Source organism: Tritonibacter litoralis (genome assembly GCF_009496005.1).
In the GTDB taxonomy this organism is placed as follows: Bacteria; Pseudomonadota; Alphaproteobacteria; order Rhodobacterales; family Rhodobacteraceae; genus Epibacterium; species Epibacterium litoralis.
Genome location: NZ_WIBF01000002.1, coordinates 118,727 through 138,221, shown reverse-complemented (window position 1 = coordinate 138,221; position 19,495 = coordinate 118,727). Strand labels below are relative to the sequence as shown.

Here is a 19,495-nt window from a genome sequence, read left to right as displayed (position 1 = left end):
AGCCATTGGATCAAAACGCAATCTATGCGTCATCCAGATCCCAGATAAGGGGCGATCCGGTGTCAGGGTTTTGTGGCGCGCTTACCGGTGGTACTGGGCGAAGAAGTGGCCGTTTAGGTTCAGGAGTTCGATCGGTGTCTGATAAAGATCGCTCAAAGCCTCGGAGGTTGCAACCGTCGTGGTCGGCCCGGCAAAGACAACCTGCCCATCCCGCATGGCGACAATCTGGTCGGCCCAGGCCAAGGTGAAGTTCAGATCATGCAGAACGACCACGACGCTTTTTGATTTCTCAGAAACCATTTGCCGCAGATGTGCCATGAGGCTGCGGCCGTGCTTCAGGTCGAGGTTGTTCAGGGGCTCATCAAGAAGCAGCCAATCTGCATCCTGTGCATGCGCCATAGCAAGGAACGCTCGTTGGCGTTGCCCGCCCGAAAGCTCGTCCAGAAAACGATTTTCCAGATCGGTGAGGTCAAATTGGGCCAAGGCCGATTGAATGATGAAATGATCTTGGGGTCCCAACCGCCCCTTGGCGTGGGGCCAACGGCCGAACCCCAGCAGATCGACAACTCGGATCCGGCTGCCAACATGCAGGTGCTGGGCGACAATCGCCATGAGGCGGGCTTGGTCTTGTGGCGTGATGTTTTGCAGATCTTCGCCATCAATTTTGATCTGACCGGTGTTGATGTCGACCTGGCGTCCAATCGCGCCCAGAAGCGTTGATTTACCCGCGCCGTTGGGGCCGATGAGGGCGGTGATTTGGTTGCGCTGCAGGTGGGTGTTGATCCCGTCCAGGATTTGCTGACCTGCAATGCTGTAGGACAGGTTTGAAATCTCAATCATTTGATATGCCCTCGGGCCAGCAGGAACAGAAACAGAAGACCGCCGCAGAATTCAATGACCACCGCGAGGCTCGAATTCAGGGAAAAGACACGTTCAAACACCGTCTGCCCGACCACCAGAATAAGGCAGGAGATCAGGCTGGCGGCAGGCAGCAAAAGGCCATGGCGGTGGCTGCGCATCAGCGCATGGGTCAGTGCCGTGACCAAGAGCCCCAGAAAGGCCAACGGCCCCACCAGCGCGGTTGAGACCGACACAAGTGCCGCGATTGCGGCAAGGATCTGCAGTTGCAACCGGTCATAGGGCACGCCAAGCGCACGGGCTTGATCACGGCCAAGGGCCATAACATCCAGCACAGCGTAACGTGAGGCGAGCCATAGGAAGAAACAGGCCATAACCATGGCGGCAACGGCCAGGGATCGCTGGTCCATTCCGCTGAAGGTGGCAAACATATCCGCCTGGACAATTGCAAATTGGGACGGGTCCAACAGCCGTTGCAGAAACCCCGCAAGGGTTCGAAACAACAGACCAAAAATTACCCCCACCAGCACCAATAGCTGGATGTCATGGCGCGCGCGCCGCAAAACAGCTGCAAAGATCGCCAGCGTGGCGAGGATCATCACGGTGGTGTCGGCCAAAAACGTGGGTGTGGCGCCAAGGACGGGCAGGGCCAAAACTCCAGCGACAAAGACCAGGATTGTTTTCATCAATAAAAACAGTGCATCAAACCCCATGATGGTTGGGGTTAGGATCCGGTTGTTGGTGAGGGTCTGAAACAGAACCGTGGCAACCCCGATCGCGCTGCCGACACAAAGAAGGCCTGCCAGTTTCACCACGCGCAGTTCGAGGATATAGGCCGAGCGCCAGGCACCGCCCCAGAACACAAACAGCGCCGAGGCACCAAGAAGCGCGACCCCCAACGCCCAAAGGCGCTGGTCTTTGAGCGGGTTCAAACGTGCAAGAGGCCGAGAGGGCGAAACCGCGTCAGACATGGGAACGGCGGCCCAGCAGAAGGGTGAGGAATACGATGGCACCGAGGACGCCAAAAATCGTACCGGCGGGGATCTCATAGGGGTGGCGGATCACGCGGCCCAGCATGTCGCATGCCAGAACCAGCCCTCCGCCGAGGCCCGCGACGACCGGCAGGCTTTGACGCAGGTTGTCACCCATCATACGCGACACCACATTGGGAACGACCAGCCCGACAAAGGGCAGGGTTCCCACGGTCACAATCACCAGAGCAGATACCATAGAGACAGTTGCCACGCCTAGCGACAGCACCTGACCGTAGCGCAGGCCCAGGCTGACGGCCAACCCGCGCCCCAGCCCGGCGAGCGTGAACTGGTCGGCGGTAAAATACACCAGGATCGACAGGATGCCGGCCAGCCAAAGCAGTTCGTATCTGCCTGCCAAAATGCCCGAAAACTCACCACTCATCCAGATGCCAATGTATTGGATCAGATCGGTTTGATAGGCTATAAATGTGGCCACGGAATACAGAACTCCGGCATAGATCAGCCCGACCAGAGGCACCAGCAACGGCTGTTGGGGGGGCAGGCGACGGGTCAGTTGCAAAAACCCAAGTGTCCCCAAAAGCGCGGCTGCGGCTGCAACCAGCATCTGAACAAAGAGCGGTAATCCGGGGGCCAACAGTGTCACCGCCAAAAGCCCGATCATTGCTGCTTCATTTGTGCCTGTGGTGCCGGGTTCCACAAAGCGATTGCGCACCAACAGCTGCATGATCACCCCGGCCACCGCCATGCTTGCCCCAGTCAAAAGCGCGGCCAGCGTGCGGGGCAGGCGGCTGATGGCAATCAGCTGCAATGCGCCCGGATCCTGCCAGACCTGTGGAAGCGAAAGGTCCTGAGCGCCAAGAAAAAGACTGCCGGTCCCAAGGGCCAGCAGCCCGATCACAGTCGCGAAATAGGCAATAGGCATGTGGTGGTTCGATCCAAAAGCGCGCTGTTAATGCGCGGCTTCAAAGCCTTGGGTTACATGATCCAAGGTGCGCATCATGGATTGGATACCGCCGCCCGAGATGTAGATATCCGCAGCATTCAGATAGATCACCTGCCCTTTGCTCCATGCGGTGGTCTGGGCGACAAGTGCATTGTCCAGCGTGGTTTTGGCGGATTGGTTTTGCTGGCCGATCGCGGCGGCGCGGTCCACAACAAGCAACCAGTCGGGGTTGGCTTCGGCGATGAACTCAAACGACACAACTTCACCGTGGGTTTGGGCGTCAACACCGGCAACAGTTTCCGGCAGGTTCAACGTATTGTGCAGCCAGCCAAATCGCGACCCCTTGCCGTAGACAGAAATCTTTGGACCGTTTGTCAGTACGATCAGCGCGTTGCCCTTGCCTGCGATTGCGGATTTTGCCTGCGCGATCTTGTCAGCAAAAGTCCGTTCGATTGCTGCCGCTTCGGCCTCTTTGTCCATGATTTGCCCATAGCTGCGGAGACGGTCGAGCGCGGTTTCAACAAAATTATCGCCCTCAATGGTCATGTCCAACGTAGGCGCAATTTCGGCCAAGGCCTCGGTTTGTTCCGATGAACGCCCGCCGGTGACGATCAAGTCAGGGCCCAACAGCGCGATGGCTTCAAAATCAGGTTCAAACAGGGTTCCAACGGGTTTGGCCCGTTTGGCCACCCCGTCGAGGTAGCTGACATAAAGGTTCCCAGGCACCCCGGCCAATGGCACATCCAGCGCGGTCAGCGTATCAACGGCTGCAACGTCCAGTGCGACGACGGTTCTTGGTGTTTCGGCCACGGTTACGTCCCCACGATACGTGGACACGGAAAGATCTGCGCTGTGTCCAGCCGTGCCGAGACACATTGTAAGAACAGACAAAAGTGCGCTGAGCGGTTTCAAAGCCATATAAGCCACCATGATTTGACAAGCTGCGATGTGACAAGCTGGCGGCTGGCTGGCTTTGTGATTTCTGCGGCACCATAGGCAGGTTGCATCAGACGGTCCAGAGTGGAAATGACTTCAAAATATTCGTTGCTTTCGGTTGAATTGAGATGGCGTCTGACCGTAGGCGCGTCGAAAGGCCGTGGCGAAATTTGCAGGCGAAGCATAGCCTGCAAGAGTGGCTGCAGCTTCAACACTTATATGATCCCGCTCCAATGCTCGGCGGGCCATATCCAACCGGATGTTGCGAATATGGGCTAAAGGCGCGCAACCATAAACGGATTGGATCAGACGTCGCAGACCGGATTGGCTTAGCCCGGCCTCTGCCGCCAAGCCACTCAGCGTTGGCATCGGACCCGGTTGGCTCGCCAGATCCTCAATGCGCTGCAACTGTGATTTGGTGCGCTTGGATTGTGGAATGTGAACGGGTTGATCCGGCAAATCGTCGAAGAAACCAGCCACAAGAGCAAGAGTCGTCGCTTGCGCATGCAAACGTTGAACTGGCGCGGCAAAGTTGTCGGTCGCCGCCAAGCCTTCAAGGTTTTGGATTTCGATCGCATTTGCCAGTCTTTCTAATCGAATAACTCCTCCTGCAGTGTGTGAAGACCGCGGGAGCCTGAGCCCATTTGTGTCCAGCCACTCTGGAGACATCTGAATGCTGACCTTGCGCACATATTCATTGGGGGCAGAGCGGCGCAGGAATTCAAGCGGTGTATCCGTAGATGTGAGGACCAGTTTTACAGGTGTTCCAGGCCTGCGGCCCAAGTTCATTGGCAGATTGTCTAGACGCGCGTCGGTTTCCCCTTCCAGAAAACAATGCAGCACCGCGCCGGGTTGTCGATGGCTGTCCACCACAAAGCTTTGTTGAGCCGTTGCATTTAGCGTGTGCAGACCCAAACCCGGTTGCAGTTGTAGATCCGTAACCTGGCCTGAAAACACCCCAGCTTTGAGGTGCGCCAATGTGTTGCTGCAGTTTAGCTTGTGTTCATACGCCGATAGGGGAGGTGAGTTACGGCGATTTGCGACGAGAGGCCGAGGCATGTCGGTGTCCATTATAAAGAAAACAGGGTCACATGGCTGGGCAGGTCGTCTTTTGGATGTTTCGCAAAGTCTTTTGATCATTGCGCAAAGACAGCTGTCTGGCGTGGTTCGGCTCGATAAAATACTTACCCAAGTTAATTAGTCAACTTTGGAGCCGAACATGTCTTTGCGTTCGATAATATTGGCAGGCACAGCCCTGTCGACGCCTCTTTTTGCTACAACAGTTTTTGCGCAGGAGGCCACGTCGGCATGGGTCGCCTCCCAGGACAGCAAACCAGAAGAGGCAGCCCAGGTCCTTAACCTGGATGAGATCCGCATTGAGTCAGAAGAAGCGCAGGATCTGTTGGGCAATCTGACCATTGACCAAGAAGACCTGGATGCGCGCGCTCCCTCCACCACCAAAGACGTCTTTGCCGGCGAAAGTGCCATCACGGCAGGCGGCGGCGCGGCGATTGCGCAGAAGGTGTTTGTCAACGGGATCGAAGAAAGCCTGTTGTCGGTCACCATTGACGGCGCGCGTCAGAACAAATCGGCCTTTCACCACACGGGCAACGTGTTGCTGGATCCTGCGCTGCTGAAAGCAGTGAAGGTCAGCAAAAGCCTGGCACCCGCAGATGCGGGGCCGGGCGCGCTGGCCGGGGCGATTGCCTATGAAACCAAGGACGCCAGCGACTTGCTGGAAGAGGGGGATAATTTTGGCGGCACCTTCACGCTTGGCACCAGCAACAATGGAGTCGATGCACAAACCGGGCTGTCGTTGTTCGGGCGCAGCAGCGGGTTTGAATACCTGCTGAGCGCAACCCGTCGCAGTGGCGGTGACTACGAGGACGGCGACGGCAACGAAGTTCTGGGCACCGGGGCGGATCTTACGGATTATGTCGGTAAGCTGGCTTATGAAAGTCAGACAGGTCACCGGTTCGAGTTTGCCGCGTCCCAAACCGAAGATTCTGGCGCACGCGCTGCACAGCCGGGGCCGGGCGGGCTGTTTTTCATACGTCCCGATTTCGGAGGCGTTGAAGGTACGACCAATGTCCTGGCCGAGGGCCTGTCTCAGCGCACGTCTTATACGTTTACCTATACCAATACCCAGGCGCAGGGTTTGTGGGATCCCACCTTCCAGCTGAGCAGCAACGAACAAGAGATCGATGCTGTGGGTGTCTCTGGCGTGAACAAAAGTCTGAGCGGGACGGTGAAAAACGATTTCACCGTGTTCGGCGGCGTTGTGACCGCGGGTGTGGATTTCTTTGACGAAAGCGCGGAAAGCCTTGGTCCTCTTGTCGGCCCAGGCAAGGAAGAGCTGCGCAACTTTGGTGTGTTTGCCCAGGCGCGCCAGGATTTAAATGATATTCTCTCGGTCAGCTATGGGGCGCGGTTTGACAGCCAGTCGTTTACAGGCGCCGACGGAACGGATCTGTCCGACAGCGGGTTGAGCGCAAATGGCGCAATTGACGTGATCTTGTCCGATACCTGGACCTTAAATGCTGGTGTTGCCTCGACCTGGGGCGGTTTTGAGCTGGGCGAGGCGGCTTTGGTCAATCCCGATACCTGGAATTACACCGGTTTTTCCGCCTCGCGGTCGAACTCTGGCCGGATTGGTCTTCGCTTTGACAATGGCGCATGGAAAGCCAGCGGCGCGTTGTTCTATACTGATATCAGCGATGTTGCAGCCGTTCTCCCCAGCGACGGTGCCCGCGGTGAGACCTCTGATCTGGTCAGCAAAGGCATTGATGCCTCGGTCGAGTATGGTTGGGATGCTGGTTTTGTTCGGGTGAACTGGACTTATGCTGATGTGGAACTGAATAACGAGACCATCGGAACCACGGATTATTATCTGGGTCGTCCGGTTGGGCATATCATCGCCGTTGAAGGCGGCTGGCAGATTAACGATGAATGGCGTGTCGGCGGTACAGCCGAAGTTGCGCTGGAAAACAACGATGCGGCCACGCCTTTGCCTAGCTATGAGGTTGTGAACCTTTATGGCACATACACACCGCGTGCTGCCGATAACCTAGAAATCCGGTTGGGAGTGAATAACCTGTTTGATAAAACCTACGCCAGCCGCAGCTCGGATGGCATTGACTCCAGTCGGGTGATCCCGCTGAACGAGCCGGGACGGACTCTGTCCTTGACAGCGCGACTGAAGTTCTGATCAGCCAACAACTTTTCAAAAGGATGGGGCAGCACGTGCCCCGTCCGCTGTTTCTTTTGCCCAGCTTGCAAGTGCCCGAAATCACATGAAACATCAAATTGGCCGGTATGAAACGGCGCATGCATCCAGATATCTCCAGCAGCTGTGTAAACATTTTGCGCATAAGGTGGAGGTGACCTTTGACAGCAACCAAGGCGACGTCGACTTTCCGTTTGGACCAGCAACGCTTTGCGCTGACGACAGCGCCCTTATTGTGACCCTGCAAGGCGACAGCGAAGCGGCGCTTGAAAAAGGGCGTATGGTGATCGACACCCACCTCCAGCGGTTCGCCTTCCGCGAGGATTTTGAAAAAATGACCTGGTGCGCGGCAAGTTGATCCCATTTTGGCGGGGCCAATGGTTCTGGATGTAAACGGGGTCGATTCTGGGCATCAAAGGGATTGCGTTGGAGGTACAAGAAGGCCGAGGGTGCACTCATGGCGACAGACACAGAGTTTTCCATGGCTGCGTTGGCCGGTTCGGCGCGACGGCACATTCGGGTGTTTCAGATCCACCAGTTTCTGGATCGTTTTGCGATGGGGCTGACAGTTTCTGTTGTGGCCCTGGCACTTTCTGACCGGGGTTTGGACCTTTTTCAAATCTCGCTTCTGTTTGGGGTCTATTCCGTCACGACCATGACGATGGAACTGCCGTTTGGTGGCCTTGCAGACAGTATCGGGCGCAAGCCGGTGTTTCTGACGGCTGTTGGTGCCAGTTTGCTATCGCTTGCGCTCTTCCTTGCAACACACAACTTCTATGGTCTGGCAGTTTCGTTTGCCTTCATCGGATTCGGGCGGGCGCTTCGGTCCGGCACGTTGGATGCGTGGTTCGTCGAAACCTTCCGCGCCACCGCGCCAGATGTAGATGTCCAGCCCGCGCTGGCCAAGGCGCAGTCAGCCAATGCCGTAGGGTTGGCTATGGGCGCGGTCCTGGGAGGGCTTCTGCCTGATCTGTTTGGCGCGGCCGCCCAAAGCATCGGCTACAGCATTTATGATGTCTCTTACGCGGCAAGCTTTGTCGTGATGTTGGGTGTCTGCGGCTTCACATTGCTGGCCATTGACGAAAACCCGCGCCCCATGAACTCTGGTGCCCTCAGACAAGGGTTTTCCAATGTCCCATTAGTGATCCAAGACGCAGCCCGTCTTGCGCTGAAACACCCTGTGCTCTCGATCCTATTGGCGGCATTGGCGTTTTTCTTGATGGCAACCAACCCGGTTGAGGTGCTTTGGCCGACCTTTGCCAAGCCAATGCTAGAGGCGGGCTACGCCAATTCCGTCATTGGCACGCTGACTGCGGCCTATTTCTTTGCGATTGCGTTTGGCGCATTTCTGTCCCCATACGTCAGCCGGTTCTTCCAACGGCGGCACGGGGTGACGCTTGCGGCAACATTTGCCTGTCTCGCAGCGGTCCAGATCGCCTTGGCCCTACAGGGCAATATCTTTGGCTATGTGGGCGTCTTTATCCTGTATTCCGTGCTCCTTGGTGTGAGCGAAACACCGGCCAGCACCATTCTGCATCGCTGCGTCGGCGACCATCAGCGGTCGACCCTGCTGTCATTACGATCCCTGATACAGCAGTTGGGAGCGGCATTGGGACTGGTCTTGGCCGGCGCCGTCGCTGAGATCTACACCACGTCGTTCGCCTGGATCGTCGGCGCAGGTTTTTTGCTTGTTGCGGCGATACTGGCCTTGGTTTTGGCCAGACAACTGTCCCGAGAAGGCGGGTAGCGGACATAGGCGCGAGCCGAGCATCGCGTGTGTCTCTCCCTCCTGAAGTGGCCCCTTGCGATGTTTGGGAATACGGAGGAAACACATGGCCAACAAGCAACACCCGAAGCCCGAAGAGATGGCACAAAGTTACGGCGAGTTGAGGTCCTGACAGGATAAGTCACGTCCTGTCTGGATGCGATCCGTCAGATTGGCGTGACGGAGCAAACGTTTTAACGCTGGAGTGCAGGCGGATGAAGAAAAGCGTCCAGTGGACGGTTTTCCCGCCAAACAAGTACGATGGAATGGCCACAGATCAACAGAAGGAACTGAAGCGTCTGCGGAAAGAGAACGCGCGGCTAAGACGCGCTGTATCTGATCTGACGCTGGACATGTTTCCCTCTCGTCGCCGTTGTTGACGGATCATATTCGCCGTGAACTGTCTGTCTCAGAGCGCCGCGCCTGCCGAGTTCCGATGCAGCATTGATCCACGACATGCAAAGTGCCCACCGCCCCAGACGTTATCGTCCAAATGGACCAAAGGCCTGTCATGCACGAACAATCAAATCGGACCACATTAGGTGTGTGCGTCGCGCATATTAAGCGAACATAAGGGTGGATGGCCAAGGTGAAAGCTATGAATTTCATCAATTATTGCTTATTTTATAGGCATGATTCTTACTTTCTGCATTTTTTGAGTGGTCTGAGAAAATGCTGCAACTGGTGCTAGGTGGTTAAAAGTTAACGACTTTTTCCCCCTTGAGGTGTGGGTCAAAAGAGGCTGTCGCTCGATTGGCTGTATTTGACGCAAATTCTCAAGCCGCAAATTGGAAAAATCCAAACTCTCTGCAAAACCGAGGCGGACGTTCGGGTCTAAGGAGCGTCTGCTTCAAATGGGCGTTCGGATCCAGCCACAAGGAGTGAAAGATTGGAAACACTGCTGTTCATCAGCCAGAACTTGGACGTGATCCTGGAGCGTACGCTGCAGCATCTGTCGATCGTGGGCGTGGCCATCGGCCTTGCGATCCTCACCGGCGTGCCGATTGGTATTCTCATTACGCTGAACCAGCGCGCGGCAGATATTGTCCTTTACGTAGCGGCGATCATAATCACCATTCCGTCGATTGCGCTATTTGGCCTGATGATCCCGGTGCTGTCTCTTATCGGTCATGGGGTGGGCTATTTGCCTGCTGTTATTGCAGTGTTGCTCTATTCGCAGCTGCCGATCATCCGCAACACCTATACAGCCATTTCCAATGTCGATCCGGCCCTGCGTGAAGCGGCGCGTGGTCTTGGCATGACGCCGATCCAACGGTTGCGTCGGGTTGAGATCCCTTTGGCAGTTCCGGTTGTTATGGCGGGTGTGCGCATTGCTGTTGTGATGAACATCGGCATCACTGCCATCGCTGCCTATATCGGCGCCGGTGGTCTGGGTGTGTTTATCAGCCGCGGAATTTCGCAATCCGATCCCCGCCAACTCATTACAGGTGCGCTGATGGTGTCGATCCTTGCAATTGCGAGCGACTACTTCCTGCTCTGGGTGCAAAAACGCCTGACCCCAGCCTCCTCCTCTAGTGCGGCACCGGCCCACTAAGCTCTGACAAATGGTATCCTCATGATCACGCTCGACAAACTCTCTAAAGTTTTTGAAACCCCCGGTGGCGGCACGGTGATAGCCGCCGATCAGGTCTCTATGGAAGTGCCCGAAGGGGAGATCTGCGTCCTGCTTGGCCCCTCGGGGTGCGGCAAGACGACAACGCTCAAGATGATCAACGGTTTGATCCCCAAAACCAATGGCAAGATCCATGTGGCAGGCCGCGACACGGATGAGCTGAATCCCGTCGAGCTGCGCCGCTCGATCGGTTATGTGATCCAGCAGATCGGCCTTTTCCCCAATATGACGATTCAGGACAACATTTGTGTGGTGCCGGATCTGTTGGGGTGGGATAAAAACAAGTCCCGCAAGCGTGCAGCAGAACTTTTGGAGCTGGTGAACCTGGATCCGGGTATTTTTCTCAATCGCTATCCCAAAGAACTCTCGGGTGGGCAACAACAGCGCGTCGGCGTGATCCGGGCGCTGGCCGCCGATCCGCCAGTGCTCTTGATGGACGAACCCTTTGGCGCAATCGACCCGATCAACCGGGCGGTCATTCAGGATGAGTTCCTGAAGATGCAAAAAGAGATCCGCAAGACCATCGCCTTTGTCAGCCACGACATCGACGAGGCGATCAAGATGGCCGACAAGATCGCCATTTTCCGCGATGGCAAGTTAGAGCAATATTCCAGCCCGGATGACTTGTTAGCACGTCCTGCCAATGATTTTATCGCCTCTTTCCTCGGCTCTGATCGGACGCTCAAACGCCTCAGCTTGCTCTCGGTTTCGGATGTGATGCTGGGCGACCAGATCCGCGTGACCGCTCAAGATGACGTGAGTAGGGCGCGCGATATGATGCGCGAAGCGGGCCACAAAAATATTGTGATGGTTGGCCCGCAAGGGCGAGCACGTGGCTTCGTGCATCTCAACGACATTGCCGACGTACAGGGTCGGGTCGAAGAGCATTATCAGGCGCTGCCAACGGTTGTGAATGTGCACGATGATCTGCGGACCGCGGTGTCGCGTATGTTCCGCCATGACACCACCTGGCTAGCCTGTGTAGATGATGATGGTTTCTTCAAAGGCTTCATCACCCAGCGCGCCATTTCCCATGCACTGGGCGCCACCTACCGCGACGCTGCTACGGTGGCCGCGAAATGAGCATCAAAGACACGCTCAAACAAGACAACATCCGCACCCGGATCGCCTTTGTGATCGGTCTGGTGTTCGGCGTCGGGCTGATGGCGGGGGAGCAGGGCTTTCTCGGCGACATTTGGCGTTATTATTCCGAAGACATCATTTACCTCGCCAAACAGCATGTGATCTTGGTGCTCGTTTCATCCGGGCTTGCCATTTTGGTGGGGGTGCCTGCGGGCATCTGGCTCAGCCGGGACTGGATGGCGCGCTACTCCGAGACCGCGCTGCAGATTTTTAACATCGGCACAACGATCCCAACGCTGGCCATCCTGGCGCTGTCGATCACTTTGCTGGGCATTGGCTTTACACCTGCGGTCTTTGGGCTTTGGGTTGCGACGCTGCTGCCGATCGTGCGCAATGTCTATCAGGGCCTGCGCGAGGTGCCTGCCTATCTGAAAGAAGCCGCCACTGGCATGGGCATGACGCCGCGCCACATCCTGCTGAGCGTTGAGCTGCCCAATGCGCTTTATGTAATTTTTGCCGGCGTGCGCACGGCTGTTGCCGTCAATGTGGGCACCGTTCCACTGGCTTTCCTGATCGGCGGCGGCGGCTTGGGCGAGCTAATCTTCACCGGTATTGACCTCAATGACCCGCAGATGTTGTTGGCCGGCGCTATCCCTGTCGCGCTTTTGTCTATGTTGGCGGATTTCCTTCTAGCGAAAGCGCAATACTGGCTGATCCCGCGCGGCGTGAACCCGCTGCGCTGATCCAATTCTTTTCAAAACTAAACTGAAGATCATGATCCAACGGAGGTTCAACATGTTCAAGACACTGGTAAAATCCACCTTAAGCGCCGCGCTTGCTTCCACGCTTCTGACGTTCACCGCACAGGCAGATGAAATCAAAGTCGGCGGCAAAAACTTTACCGAACAGCTGCTGCTGGCAGAGATCACAAGCGAATTGCTTGAAGCCAAGGGCTTTGATGTCGCGAAGCTCGACGGCATGGGCACTTCGGTGCTGCGCGCGGCGCAGGAAAACGGGCAGGTTGATATCTACTGGGAGTACACCGGCACGTCGCTGATTACTTTTAACAAGATTGAAGACAAGCTCACTGCCGAAGAAACCTATGCCAAAGTCAAAGAGCTTGATGCCCAGGTCGGCATCACATGGCTGGACGCATCCAACGCGAACAACACCTATGCGCTTGCTGTGCGCGCGGCAGACGACAAAGGCCTCAGCACGCTGTCTGATCTTGCAGCGGCTTACAACGGCGACACCGCCCCCAAAATGGGCGTGAACGCGGAATTCCCTAAACGCCCTGATGGTCTGCCCGGTCTGGAAGAGACCTATGGTTTTGACATCGGTCGTAAAGACATCGCGCCAATGCAATCTGGCCTGATCTATGATGCGCTCAAGGGCGGTCAGGTTGATGTTGGTCTGGTGTTTGCCACCGATGGCCGCATCGCAGCCTTTGATTTCAAAGTACTGGCAGACGACAAAGGCTTTTTCCCAGCCTATGCGATTACGCCGACCATCCGCACCGAAGTGCTCGAGGCGCACCCTGAAATCGGCGTGCTCCTGAACGGTGTTTCCGCCGTTTTGACGGATGATCTGATGCAAAGCCTCAACGCGCGTGTCGACGTGGACAAAGAGACCATCGAGGACGTTGCGAGCTCTTTCCTGGCCGAGCAAGGCCTGATCTAATAAACGCATCCTAAGATGTTTTTTAGGCCAACCGGTGCAGGCGCGCCGGGTGGCCTTTCCGATCTATGACGCAAGCCAATGAGTAGCCCCATGACAAAGTCTGTTTTGCGCGCCGGATGCGCCCAGATTCCTCATCGCCCGGACGACGTCCGAGAGATGACGGCCCGCCATCTCCATCATATTGCGCAGGCGCGGACAGAGGGTCTGGACCTTTTGGTGTTTCCTGAAAGCTCTCTGACCGGCTATCCCGACAGTATCGAGATACGCGATACCAATGCCATTGCGGCAGATGGGCCGGAGCTGCGAGCGGTCGCGGATGCAAGTCAGGACATTGTGACGGTCGTTGGCTTCTCTGAGCGGACAGCGGAGGGCGTGTTCTACAACTCTATGGCTTGGTGCCGTGACGGTGCAGTTCTGGCTGTGCATCGCAAGATCAACCTGCCCAACTACGGCCGCCTGGAAGAGGGCAAATATTTCCGCCCCGGCGATCAGACAACACAGGTTCAGCTGGGCGATGACTGGCGCGCTGGCGGGCTGATTTGTGCCGATCTTTGGGAGCCGGGCCTTGTCTATCTGAACGCCGCCAAAGGCAGCACGATCCTTACGGTGCCCATTGCCTCCACCCTCGAAGGTGTCGGGAGCGGCTTTTCCAATCCCGCTGGCTGGGATATCACCGTGAGTGGCCTTGCGCTGATGTACCGTTTTCCGGTTCTGCGCTGCAATTGGGTCGGGACCTACAAAGATGACATGACCTTTTGGGGCGGCTCCGCGATCTTTGGTCCCGATGGTCTGGAACTGGCCCGGGCGGGTACAGAAGACGCGCTGATCTGGGCAGATCTTGATTTCAAGGATGTCCTGCGCGAACGTATGGCCTTGCCCACAGTGCGCGATCTGCGCCCCGATATCCTGCACCGCGAGCTGGAAGGGATCCTGCCGAAAGCCTGAAACGTCTCGCAGGCGGCAAAAAAAACGCGACGCTGAAATGCGCCGCGTTCAGTAGGGGAAATGGTGCCCGAAAGGTCCAGAGCGCGGGTGAGTTGCGCTCCGGATGCGGGATCAGCTCCAGGGGTAGGGGCTATTGGACACGGGATGCAGCTTACCTTCGGCATAGCGGCTAAAGCGGAAAGGTGTCAGCAGCGAAGAGGTCTCGCCGGTGATGTCCTTTGCCACCAGTTCGCCCACACCGATCATCTTGTAACCGTGGTTGCTGTCTGCGATGATGTAGCAGTTCTCGCGGAACACATCGAAGACGGGGAAGCTGTCGGGCGTAAAGCAGCCGACGCCGCCGGACGCCTCTTTGTGGTACTTCGGCATGGTGCCCGAGAAGCGTGCGTTACAATGTGCCAGCGCGGAAACCCACATATGGGCAAATTCCGGCGAAGAAACGAATTCAGGCGAGGAGGGGCCATACGGGTCGATCGCGACCTCGTTTGCGGGTTTGTCGACTTTGTAGGGCATGGCACCACCCTGAATGCCGCCAAAGTTGAAGTCGGGCTTGTAGTAGATGCCCCACATTTCCTCGGTGATCACAGACCCATCCACATCAGAGATCAGTGGTGCATCTGTGTCGACGTGAATTACAGGCGGCAGCTTGCCGTCATTGGTTTTAAAGCTCTCGGGATCGACCCGCAAAACGCCTTCTTCCAATTGCCAGAATTTCCACATCGGGATGTCGTCATGAAGGTTGCCATCCGCGTCTTTGACAGAAATCGCATCCGGCAGTTCAGCCATGGTCCAGAAGTCACGCACCCAGGGGCCTGCGGCCACAACGAGATAATCGCAGGCAATCTCACCCTTGTCGGTCTCGACGCCGGTGATGGCGGAGGTCGCACCATTGGCCGCTTTCAGGCCTTGAACGGTGATGCCGGTTACAATGCGCACACCTTCTTCTTCTGCCATTTTGGCCAGCGCGTAAATGGCGGCTGCGTTATGGGCATAGCCGCCTTTTTTCTCATGTAGAACAGAGGTGATGTTCTGCGCCTGCCAGTCGTGAAAGATGTCTTTCATATAGGCGTCGCAGTCGGCGGTGCCTTCGATAAAGGACGATTCATAGCCGATGGCTTGCTGCTCTTTGTGGATTTGCGCCACGTCTTCATGCATGCTTTCAGCCGAAATTTGCAGGTAGCCCACGGGATTGTACTGAAACGCCTGGGCGTTGGCTTCCCAATGCTCAACCGAATGGGCCATCAACTCGCGCATGGCAGGCTGGAAATAGTTGTTGCGCACCACGCCGCAGGCGATGCCAGAGGCTCCGGCTGCGATGCCTGCCTTGTCGATCACGACAACATCGGCACCAGTGCCTTTGCCCGTGGACTTTAAGCGCTTAGCAAGGTGCAGCGCGGTTGACAGGCCGTGGATGCCGGCGCCCACGATTAGATAGGGAACATTTTCGGGGAGAGACATGGATTACTCCGATAGTGCGTTAAGAAAAGTGCAAAATTCCTTCTCATTTACGCAGGTCAAATGAGGTGGTTTGCGTAGTTCCCCGACAAAAATTTTGGATTCTGCGTCACCAAGCATCTCCGTAATGAGCGGAGAATAATGCCCCAAATGCCTGCAAAATAGGCCTTAAAAGAATAGATCTGGATCAGGGTGGTGAAATCCCAATTAAAATTGGCGCGCATTCGAAAGTGTCTTTTTGACGGTCGGCTAAATTGGGCGCGTCACGTTTAACCGCAGCAAGGCCCCTCTAAATGACCGATCACCACACCAAAGTCCGAAGCGCGCTGGATGCATGCAAACCTGGGTTCTCATTGCCAAAAGCCTTTTATAACGATGCCGATCTGTTTGAGGCTGATATCGAGGCGGTTTTTTATAGAGAATGGTTGTTCGTCGGTCCTGAATGCGAAATCCCCAACGCCGGCGACTACGTGACGTTAACAGTCCATGAGGCGCCGATCATCGTGCTGCGAGATCACGAGGGCGAGGTTCGCGCCTTTCACAACTCCTGCCGCCACCGGGGCTCTCGCCTATGTGACAAGGCGCGTGGTCATACAGGTCGACTCGTGTGCCCCTATCATCAATGGACCTATGAACTGACGGGCGAGCTGATCTCAACGCGCTACATGGGCGAGACCTTTGACGCGGGCCAGTTCCCCCTGAAACCTGTGCATGTCACCTCGGTCGAGGGGCTTTTGTATATTTGTCTGGCGGACACACCGCCTGATATTGAACGCTTCCGCGCCGAAATCACGCCCTACATTCGGCCCCACGCGCCGCGCCGGACAAAGATTGTCCATGAATCCGTGATCGTGGAAGACGCAAACTGGAAGCTGGTGATCGAGAACAACCGCGAATGCTACCATTGCGCCGGAAATCACCCAGAGCTCCTGGTTTCACTGGTGGAAATGGCGCTCCCTAATGACGCTCGATTTGGAGACGAATTTCGCTTGATGGAAGAGAAAGCGCGGGATTGGGATGCGCTGGGTTTGCCCCATGCTCCTGTTGATGGAGGCACCGAGTTTCGCTGCATTCGTCTGCCCTTCCGGGAAGGCGCCAAGTCGATGACCCTGGATGGAGAGCTGGCGAGCAAGAAACTGCTCGGAGAATTGACAGAGCCAGATCTCGGCTCCGTACGGGCCTTCCGTATCCCGAACAACTGGCACCATGTTCTGTCAGAGATGACCATCCATTTCCGCGTTCTCCCCCTCGGTCCCAACCGGTCCGAAGTACGCACCACATGGTGCGTCCATGAAGACGCCATCGAAGGTTGGGACTACGATGTCAAACATCTTTCGCACGTCTGGATCGAAACCAACGATCAGGACAAGCGTCTGGCAGAGGAAAACCAACGCGGCACCCGCTCGCCCGCCTATGAACCCGGCCCCTATTCAGAAGTGTCAGAATTTATGATTTTGAACTTTCTCGATTGGTACAAAGACGCGCTGGATGCATGGCTCAGCGGAGCGTCGGCCCAACAACAAGCGGCGGAGTGAGGCGATGCCTTTGGATACACTTCCCTTTCCTAAATCCGGCCTTCCCGGCTTTGCCTCTGCCCCGCGCAAACTTCGGCTTGTTGCACGTCATCAAAATACGTCCGACACCGTGACTTTTACTTTTCACAGTCTTGAAGGACCTGTGCTGCATTTGCCCGGACAGGCCATCGCTCTGGACTTGCCGATGAACGGCGGTGTGGCAACACGCACCTTCACCATCGCCTCTGCCCCATTGGGCGCACAAGAGCTGTCGGTGACGGTCAAGGCGGCTGAAACGGGGCATGCAACGCGCTGGATGCATGACAATCTCGCGGTGGGTTCAGAAATAACTGCCCGTGGTCCCTTTGGGCGGTTTTCGCTTGCGGCACGCCATGGTCGTCCAGTGTTGTTGATTGGCGGCGGCAGCGGGTTTACCCCGATGATGTCCATGTTGCGCTGGCTCCATGCCCGTGGAGAGACACTGGATGTGGTGGTGGTGCAGGTGGCCCGGCGGGTCGAAGATCTCCTCTTTGAAGACGAGCTTGCGCAGATCGCGCGCGACATGCCAGGGCTCAGGCTGTTCGAAGTGGTTACAGCGCCTGCGGCGGGTGAAGTGTGGCGCGGCTATCGTGGGCGCCCCAACCGTGCGATGCTGCGCGCGATGGTGGCGGATGCAAGTCGGCGCGAGGTTTACTGCTGTGGGCCAGAAGGATTTTTAGGCACCGTTCGTCAATGCCTGTTGGCCGAAGGGCTCCCGCATCAGCATTTCCATACAGAAAGTTTTGGTGCGTCCAAGCCAGTGGCAAGCCCTGCGCCAATCGGCAAAGGCGTGTCCAACGGGCACCGCGTCACTCTGCGTGGTCGCAGCTTTGAGATTGCCGAAGGGGAGCTCCTTAGCACTGCGCTGGCGGCGCAGCATATACGGGTCCCCACGGGGTGCAACGCGGGCCAGTGCGGCACATGCAAGTTGCGTTTGTCTGAGGGCTCAGTCGACATGCAGCAAGACGGTGGCTTGTCGGAACAAGACGTGGCCTCTGGCTACATCTTGGCCTGCTGCTCTCGCGTGACTGGGCCGATCTCCATAGAAGATCCTGTTTGATCGTTGCTTCAGCAAGCTGCCTTGACCGTGGCGTTTGCGCTAGACCACACTGCTGGTATGCAAGTCTTACGTTCACAGGCGACTTATCTCCGAGATGCGAAACCAATTGCCTCAAACTAATCAGCAAATGGAACGGGGCGGTGATCGTCCGCGTGTGTTCGAGTTTGTGCTCCTGAACGAGGTGTCGATGCTGTCGGTGACTTCGGCTATCGAGCCGCTACGGGTGGCCAATCGCATGGCGCGGTGCGAGCGCTATGCTTGGACTATCGTCAGCGAAAACGGCGCAGAGGTCAGGGCGTCTAACGGGCTCAAGATCGCGAGCTCAGGCCGCATCGGAGAGGGCCCCGTACCAGATTACACTTTTGTTTGCGCTGGGTTAAGCCTCGAGGCTCAGGAGCCTAAAAGATTGTCCGCCTTCCTCAATCGTCGTTTCGCCGCTGGCGTTACGGTGGGGGCCATTTCAATGGGTACGATCTTTCTTGCCAGGGCTGGCCTTTTGACAGGACGGCGTTGCACCATTCATTGGGAAGGGATGCCAGCCTTCCTGGAGGAATTTCCTGACATTGACCTGACCACTGCAATCTACGAAATGGACAACAAGGTCCTCAGTTGCTCTGGCGGCATGTCATCCTTTGACTTGATGATGGAGATCATCGCCCAGGACCACAGCAGATCACTCGTCTATTCTATTGCCAACCAGCTTCAGATGGACAGGATACGCAGCGGGGTTAAGCTGCAATCTACGGGCTCGTCTCTCTTACCGGAAAACGCGCCAAAGCAGTTGATGCTGGCCCATGCAATCATCTCTGAGAATATGGAATCCCCGCTCTCGCCCGGTGAGTTGGCCGAAGCTGTCGGCGCAAGTCGACGTACGCTTGAACGCATGTTTGTTAAATACACCAAAATGACACCGTCGAAGTTTTGTAAAATCCAGCGCTTGGAACGGTCAAAATCGCTTCTTTTGCATAGCAATTTGCAAATTCTAGAGATCGCAGTCGTGACTGGATTTCGCTCGGCGTCTTATTTTTCATCCTGTTTCTCCGATCATTTTGGCATCGCCCCGTCTGCACTCCGGCAAGGCGGCGGGGCAGAGGTCAGTGTGGATCGCGATGAACTGGATCCAGACGCGCCACTTGTGGATAAGTAATTTCCGAAAAAATTTGTGGCGCAACAGTCAACTGAACCGCCCCTTGTTTGCCGGAGGCCCAGAAGTAAGGATACCGGGTCGTCAGAAGAAAACGGAACACGTGCTCCAGATGAATTGCGCGCCCGAGCGGTCCAGATGGTTTTGGATCACGAAGTTGAATACGCGAGCAGATCGGCACCGACATTGTCTATCTTTCAAAGGGTTGGATGCAGCAGA

17 protein-coding genes and 1 pseudogene are annotated in these 19,495 nt (G+C 56.4%); 12 read left to right on the top strand and 6 right to left on the bottom strand.

Annotated features, from left to right (window positions below; all coding sequences use genetic code 11):
* Nucleotides 1-81: 81 nt before the first annotated feature.
* The 5 genes from GFB49_RS04895 to GFB49_RS04875 form a co-directional block, all read right to left on the bottom strand.
* Complete coding sequence (locus GFB49_RS04895; RefSeq protein ID WP_153214691.1) at nt 82-840, bottom strand: iron ABC transporter ATP-binding protein; 759 nt, start codon at nt 838-840, stop codon at nt 82-84.
* Nucleotides 837-1,829, bottom strand: a complete 993-nt coding sequence (locus GFB49_RS04890) for an iron chelate uptake ABC transporter family permease subunit (RefSeq protein WP_153214690.1) — start codon at nt 1,827-1,829, stop codon at nt 837-839. Before GFB49_RS04890 ends, GFB49_RS04895 begins: the two co-directional genes overlap by 4 nt.
* The gene (locus GFB49_RS04885) at nt 1,822-2,769 is read right to left on the bottom strand and encodes an ABC transporter permease (protein ID WP_343032493.1); all 948 of its coding nucleotides are present in this window, start codon (nt 2,767-2,769) and stop codon (nt 1,822-1,824) included. Before GFB49_RS04885 ends, GFB49_RS04890 begins: the two co-directional genes overlap by 8 nt.
* A gap of 33 nt (nt 2,770-2,802) precedes the next feature.
* The gene (locus GFB49_RS04880; RefSeq protein ID WP_214644939.1) at nt 2,803-3,714 is read right to left on the bottom strand and encodes a siderophore ABC transporter substrate-binding protein; all 912 of its coding nucleotides are present in this window, start codon (nt 3,712-3,714) and stop codon (nt 2,803-2,805) included.
* A gap of 114 nt (nt 3,715-3,828) precedes the next feature.
* Nucleotides 3,829-4,791: an AraC family transcriptional regulator gene (locus GFB49_RS04875; protein ID WP_194269265.1), complete on the bottom strand. Its 963-nt coding sequence runs from the start codon at nt 4,789-4,791 to the stop codon at nt 3,829-3,831.
* A gap of 160 nt (nt 4,792-4,951) precedes the next feature.
* On the opposite strand from GFB49_RS04875, the gene GFB49_RS04870 reads away from it, so the two are divergent.
* From GFB49_RS04870 to GFB49_RS04835, 9 genes and pseudogenes are all read left to right on the top strand, one after another.
* Nucleotides 4,952-6,940, top strand: coding sequence for a TonB-dependent receptor domain-containing protein (locus GFB49_RS04870; RefSeq protein ID WP_153214687.1), 1,989 nt, complete (start codon nt 4,952-4,954; stop codon nt 6,938-6,940).
* 85 nt (nt 6,941-7,025) lie between these two features.
* On the top strand, nt 7,026-7,316 hold the full coding sequence (locus GFB49_RS04865; protein WP_153214686.1) for a DUF2218 domain-containing protein: 291 nt from the start codon (nt 7,026-7,028) through the stop codon (nt 7,314-7,316).
* A 99-nt stretch (nt 7,317-7,415) separates the two neighbouring features.
* Nucleotides 7,416-8,705: an MFS transporter gene (locus tag GFB49_RS04860; protein ID WP_153214685.1), complete on the top strand. Its 1,290-nt coding sequence runs from the start codon at nt 7,416-7,418 to the stop codon at nt 8,703-8,705.
* A gap of 85 nt (nt 8,706-8,790) precedes the next feature.
* Nucleotides 8,791-9,168: pseudogene (locus GFB49_RS21200) on the top strand (hypothetical protein); the annotation flags it as partial.
* 444 nt (nt 9,169-9,612) lie between these two features.
* On the top strand, nt 9,613-10,278 hold the full coding sequence (locus tag GFB49_RS04855) for an ABC transporter permease (protein WP_153214684.1): 666 nt from the start codon (nt 9,613-9,615) through the stop codon (nt 10,276-10,278).
* A 21-nt stretch (nt 10,279-10,299) separates the two neighbouring features.
* Nucleotides 10,300-11,439 (top strand): ABC transporter ATP-binding protein, encoded by a 1,140-nt coding sequence (locus tag GFB49_RS04850; RefSeq protein ID WP_153214683.1) that lies wholly within the window; start codon nt 10,300-10,302, stop codon nt 11,437-11,439.
* Nucleotides 11,436-12,182, top strand: coding sequence for an ABC transporter permease (locus GFB49_RS04845; protein WP_153214682.1), 747 nt, complete (start codon nt 11,436-11,438; stop codon nt 12,180-12,182). Before GFB49_RS04850 ends, GFB49_RS04845 begins: the two co-directional genes overlap by 4 nt.
* A gap of 52 nt (nt 12,183-12,234) precedes the next feature.
* On the top strand, nt 12,235-13,119 hold the full coding sequence (locus GFB49_RS04840) for a glycine betaine ABC transporter substrate-binding protein (RefSeq protein ID WP_153214681.1): 885 nt from the start codon (nt 12,235-12,237) through the stop codon (nt 13,117-13,119).
* Between the two features lie 90 nt (nt 13,120-13,209).
* Nucleotides 13,210-14,064, top strand: a complete 855-nt coding sequence (locus GFB49_RS04835) for a nitrilase-related carbon-nitrogen hydrolase (protein WP_194269264.1) — start codon at nt 13,210-13,212, stop codon at nt 14,062-14,064.
* A gap of 111 nt (nt 14,065-14,175) precedes the next feature.
* Here GFB49_RS04835 and GFB49_RS04830 read toward each other — a convergent pair whose 3' ends face one another.
* The gene (locus GFB49_RS04830; protein WP_153214679.1) at nt 14,176-15,522 is read right to left on the bottom strand and encodes an NAD(P)/FAD-dependent oxidoreductase; all 1,347 of its coding nucleotides are present in this window, start codon (nt 15,520-15,522) and stop codon (nt 14,176-14,178) included.
* Between the two features lie 290 nt (nt 15,523-15,812).
* On the opposite strand from GFB49_RS04830, the gene GFB49_RS04825 reads away from it, so the two are divergent.
* The 3 genes from GFB49_RS04825 (at nt 15,813) to GFB49_RS04815 (ending at nt 19,279) form a co-directional block, all read left to right on the top strand.
* Nucleotides 15,813-17,054 (top strand): aromatic ring-hydroxylating oxygenase subunit alpha, encoded by a 1,242-nt coding sequence (locus GFB49_RS04825; protein ID WP_153214678.1) that lies wholly within the window; start codon nt 15,813-15,815, stop codon nt 17,052-17,054.
* A gap of 4 nt (nt 17,055-17,058) precedes the next feature.
* Nucleotides 17,059-18,132 carry a flavin reductase family protein gene (locus GFB49_RS04820; protein WP_194269263.1) on the top strand — a complete coding sequence of 358 codons (1,074 nt, stop codon included), beginning with the start codon at nt 17,059-17,061 and terminating at the stop codon, nt 18,130-18,132.
* A gap of 187 nt (nt 18,133-18,319) precedes the next feature.
* On the top strand, nt 18,320-19,279 hold the full coding sequence (locus tag GFB49_RS04815; RefSeq protein WP_194269262.1) for a GlxA family transcriptional regulator: 960 nt from the start codon (nt 18,320-18,322) through the stop codon (nt 19,277-19,279).
* Nucleotides 19,280-19,495 lie beyond the last annotated feature (216 nt).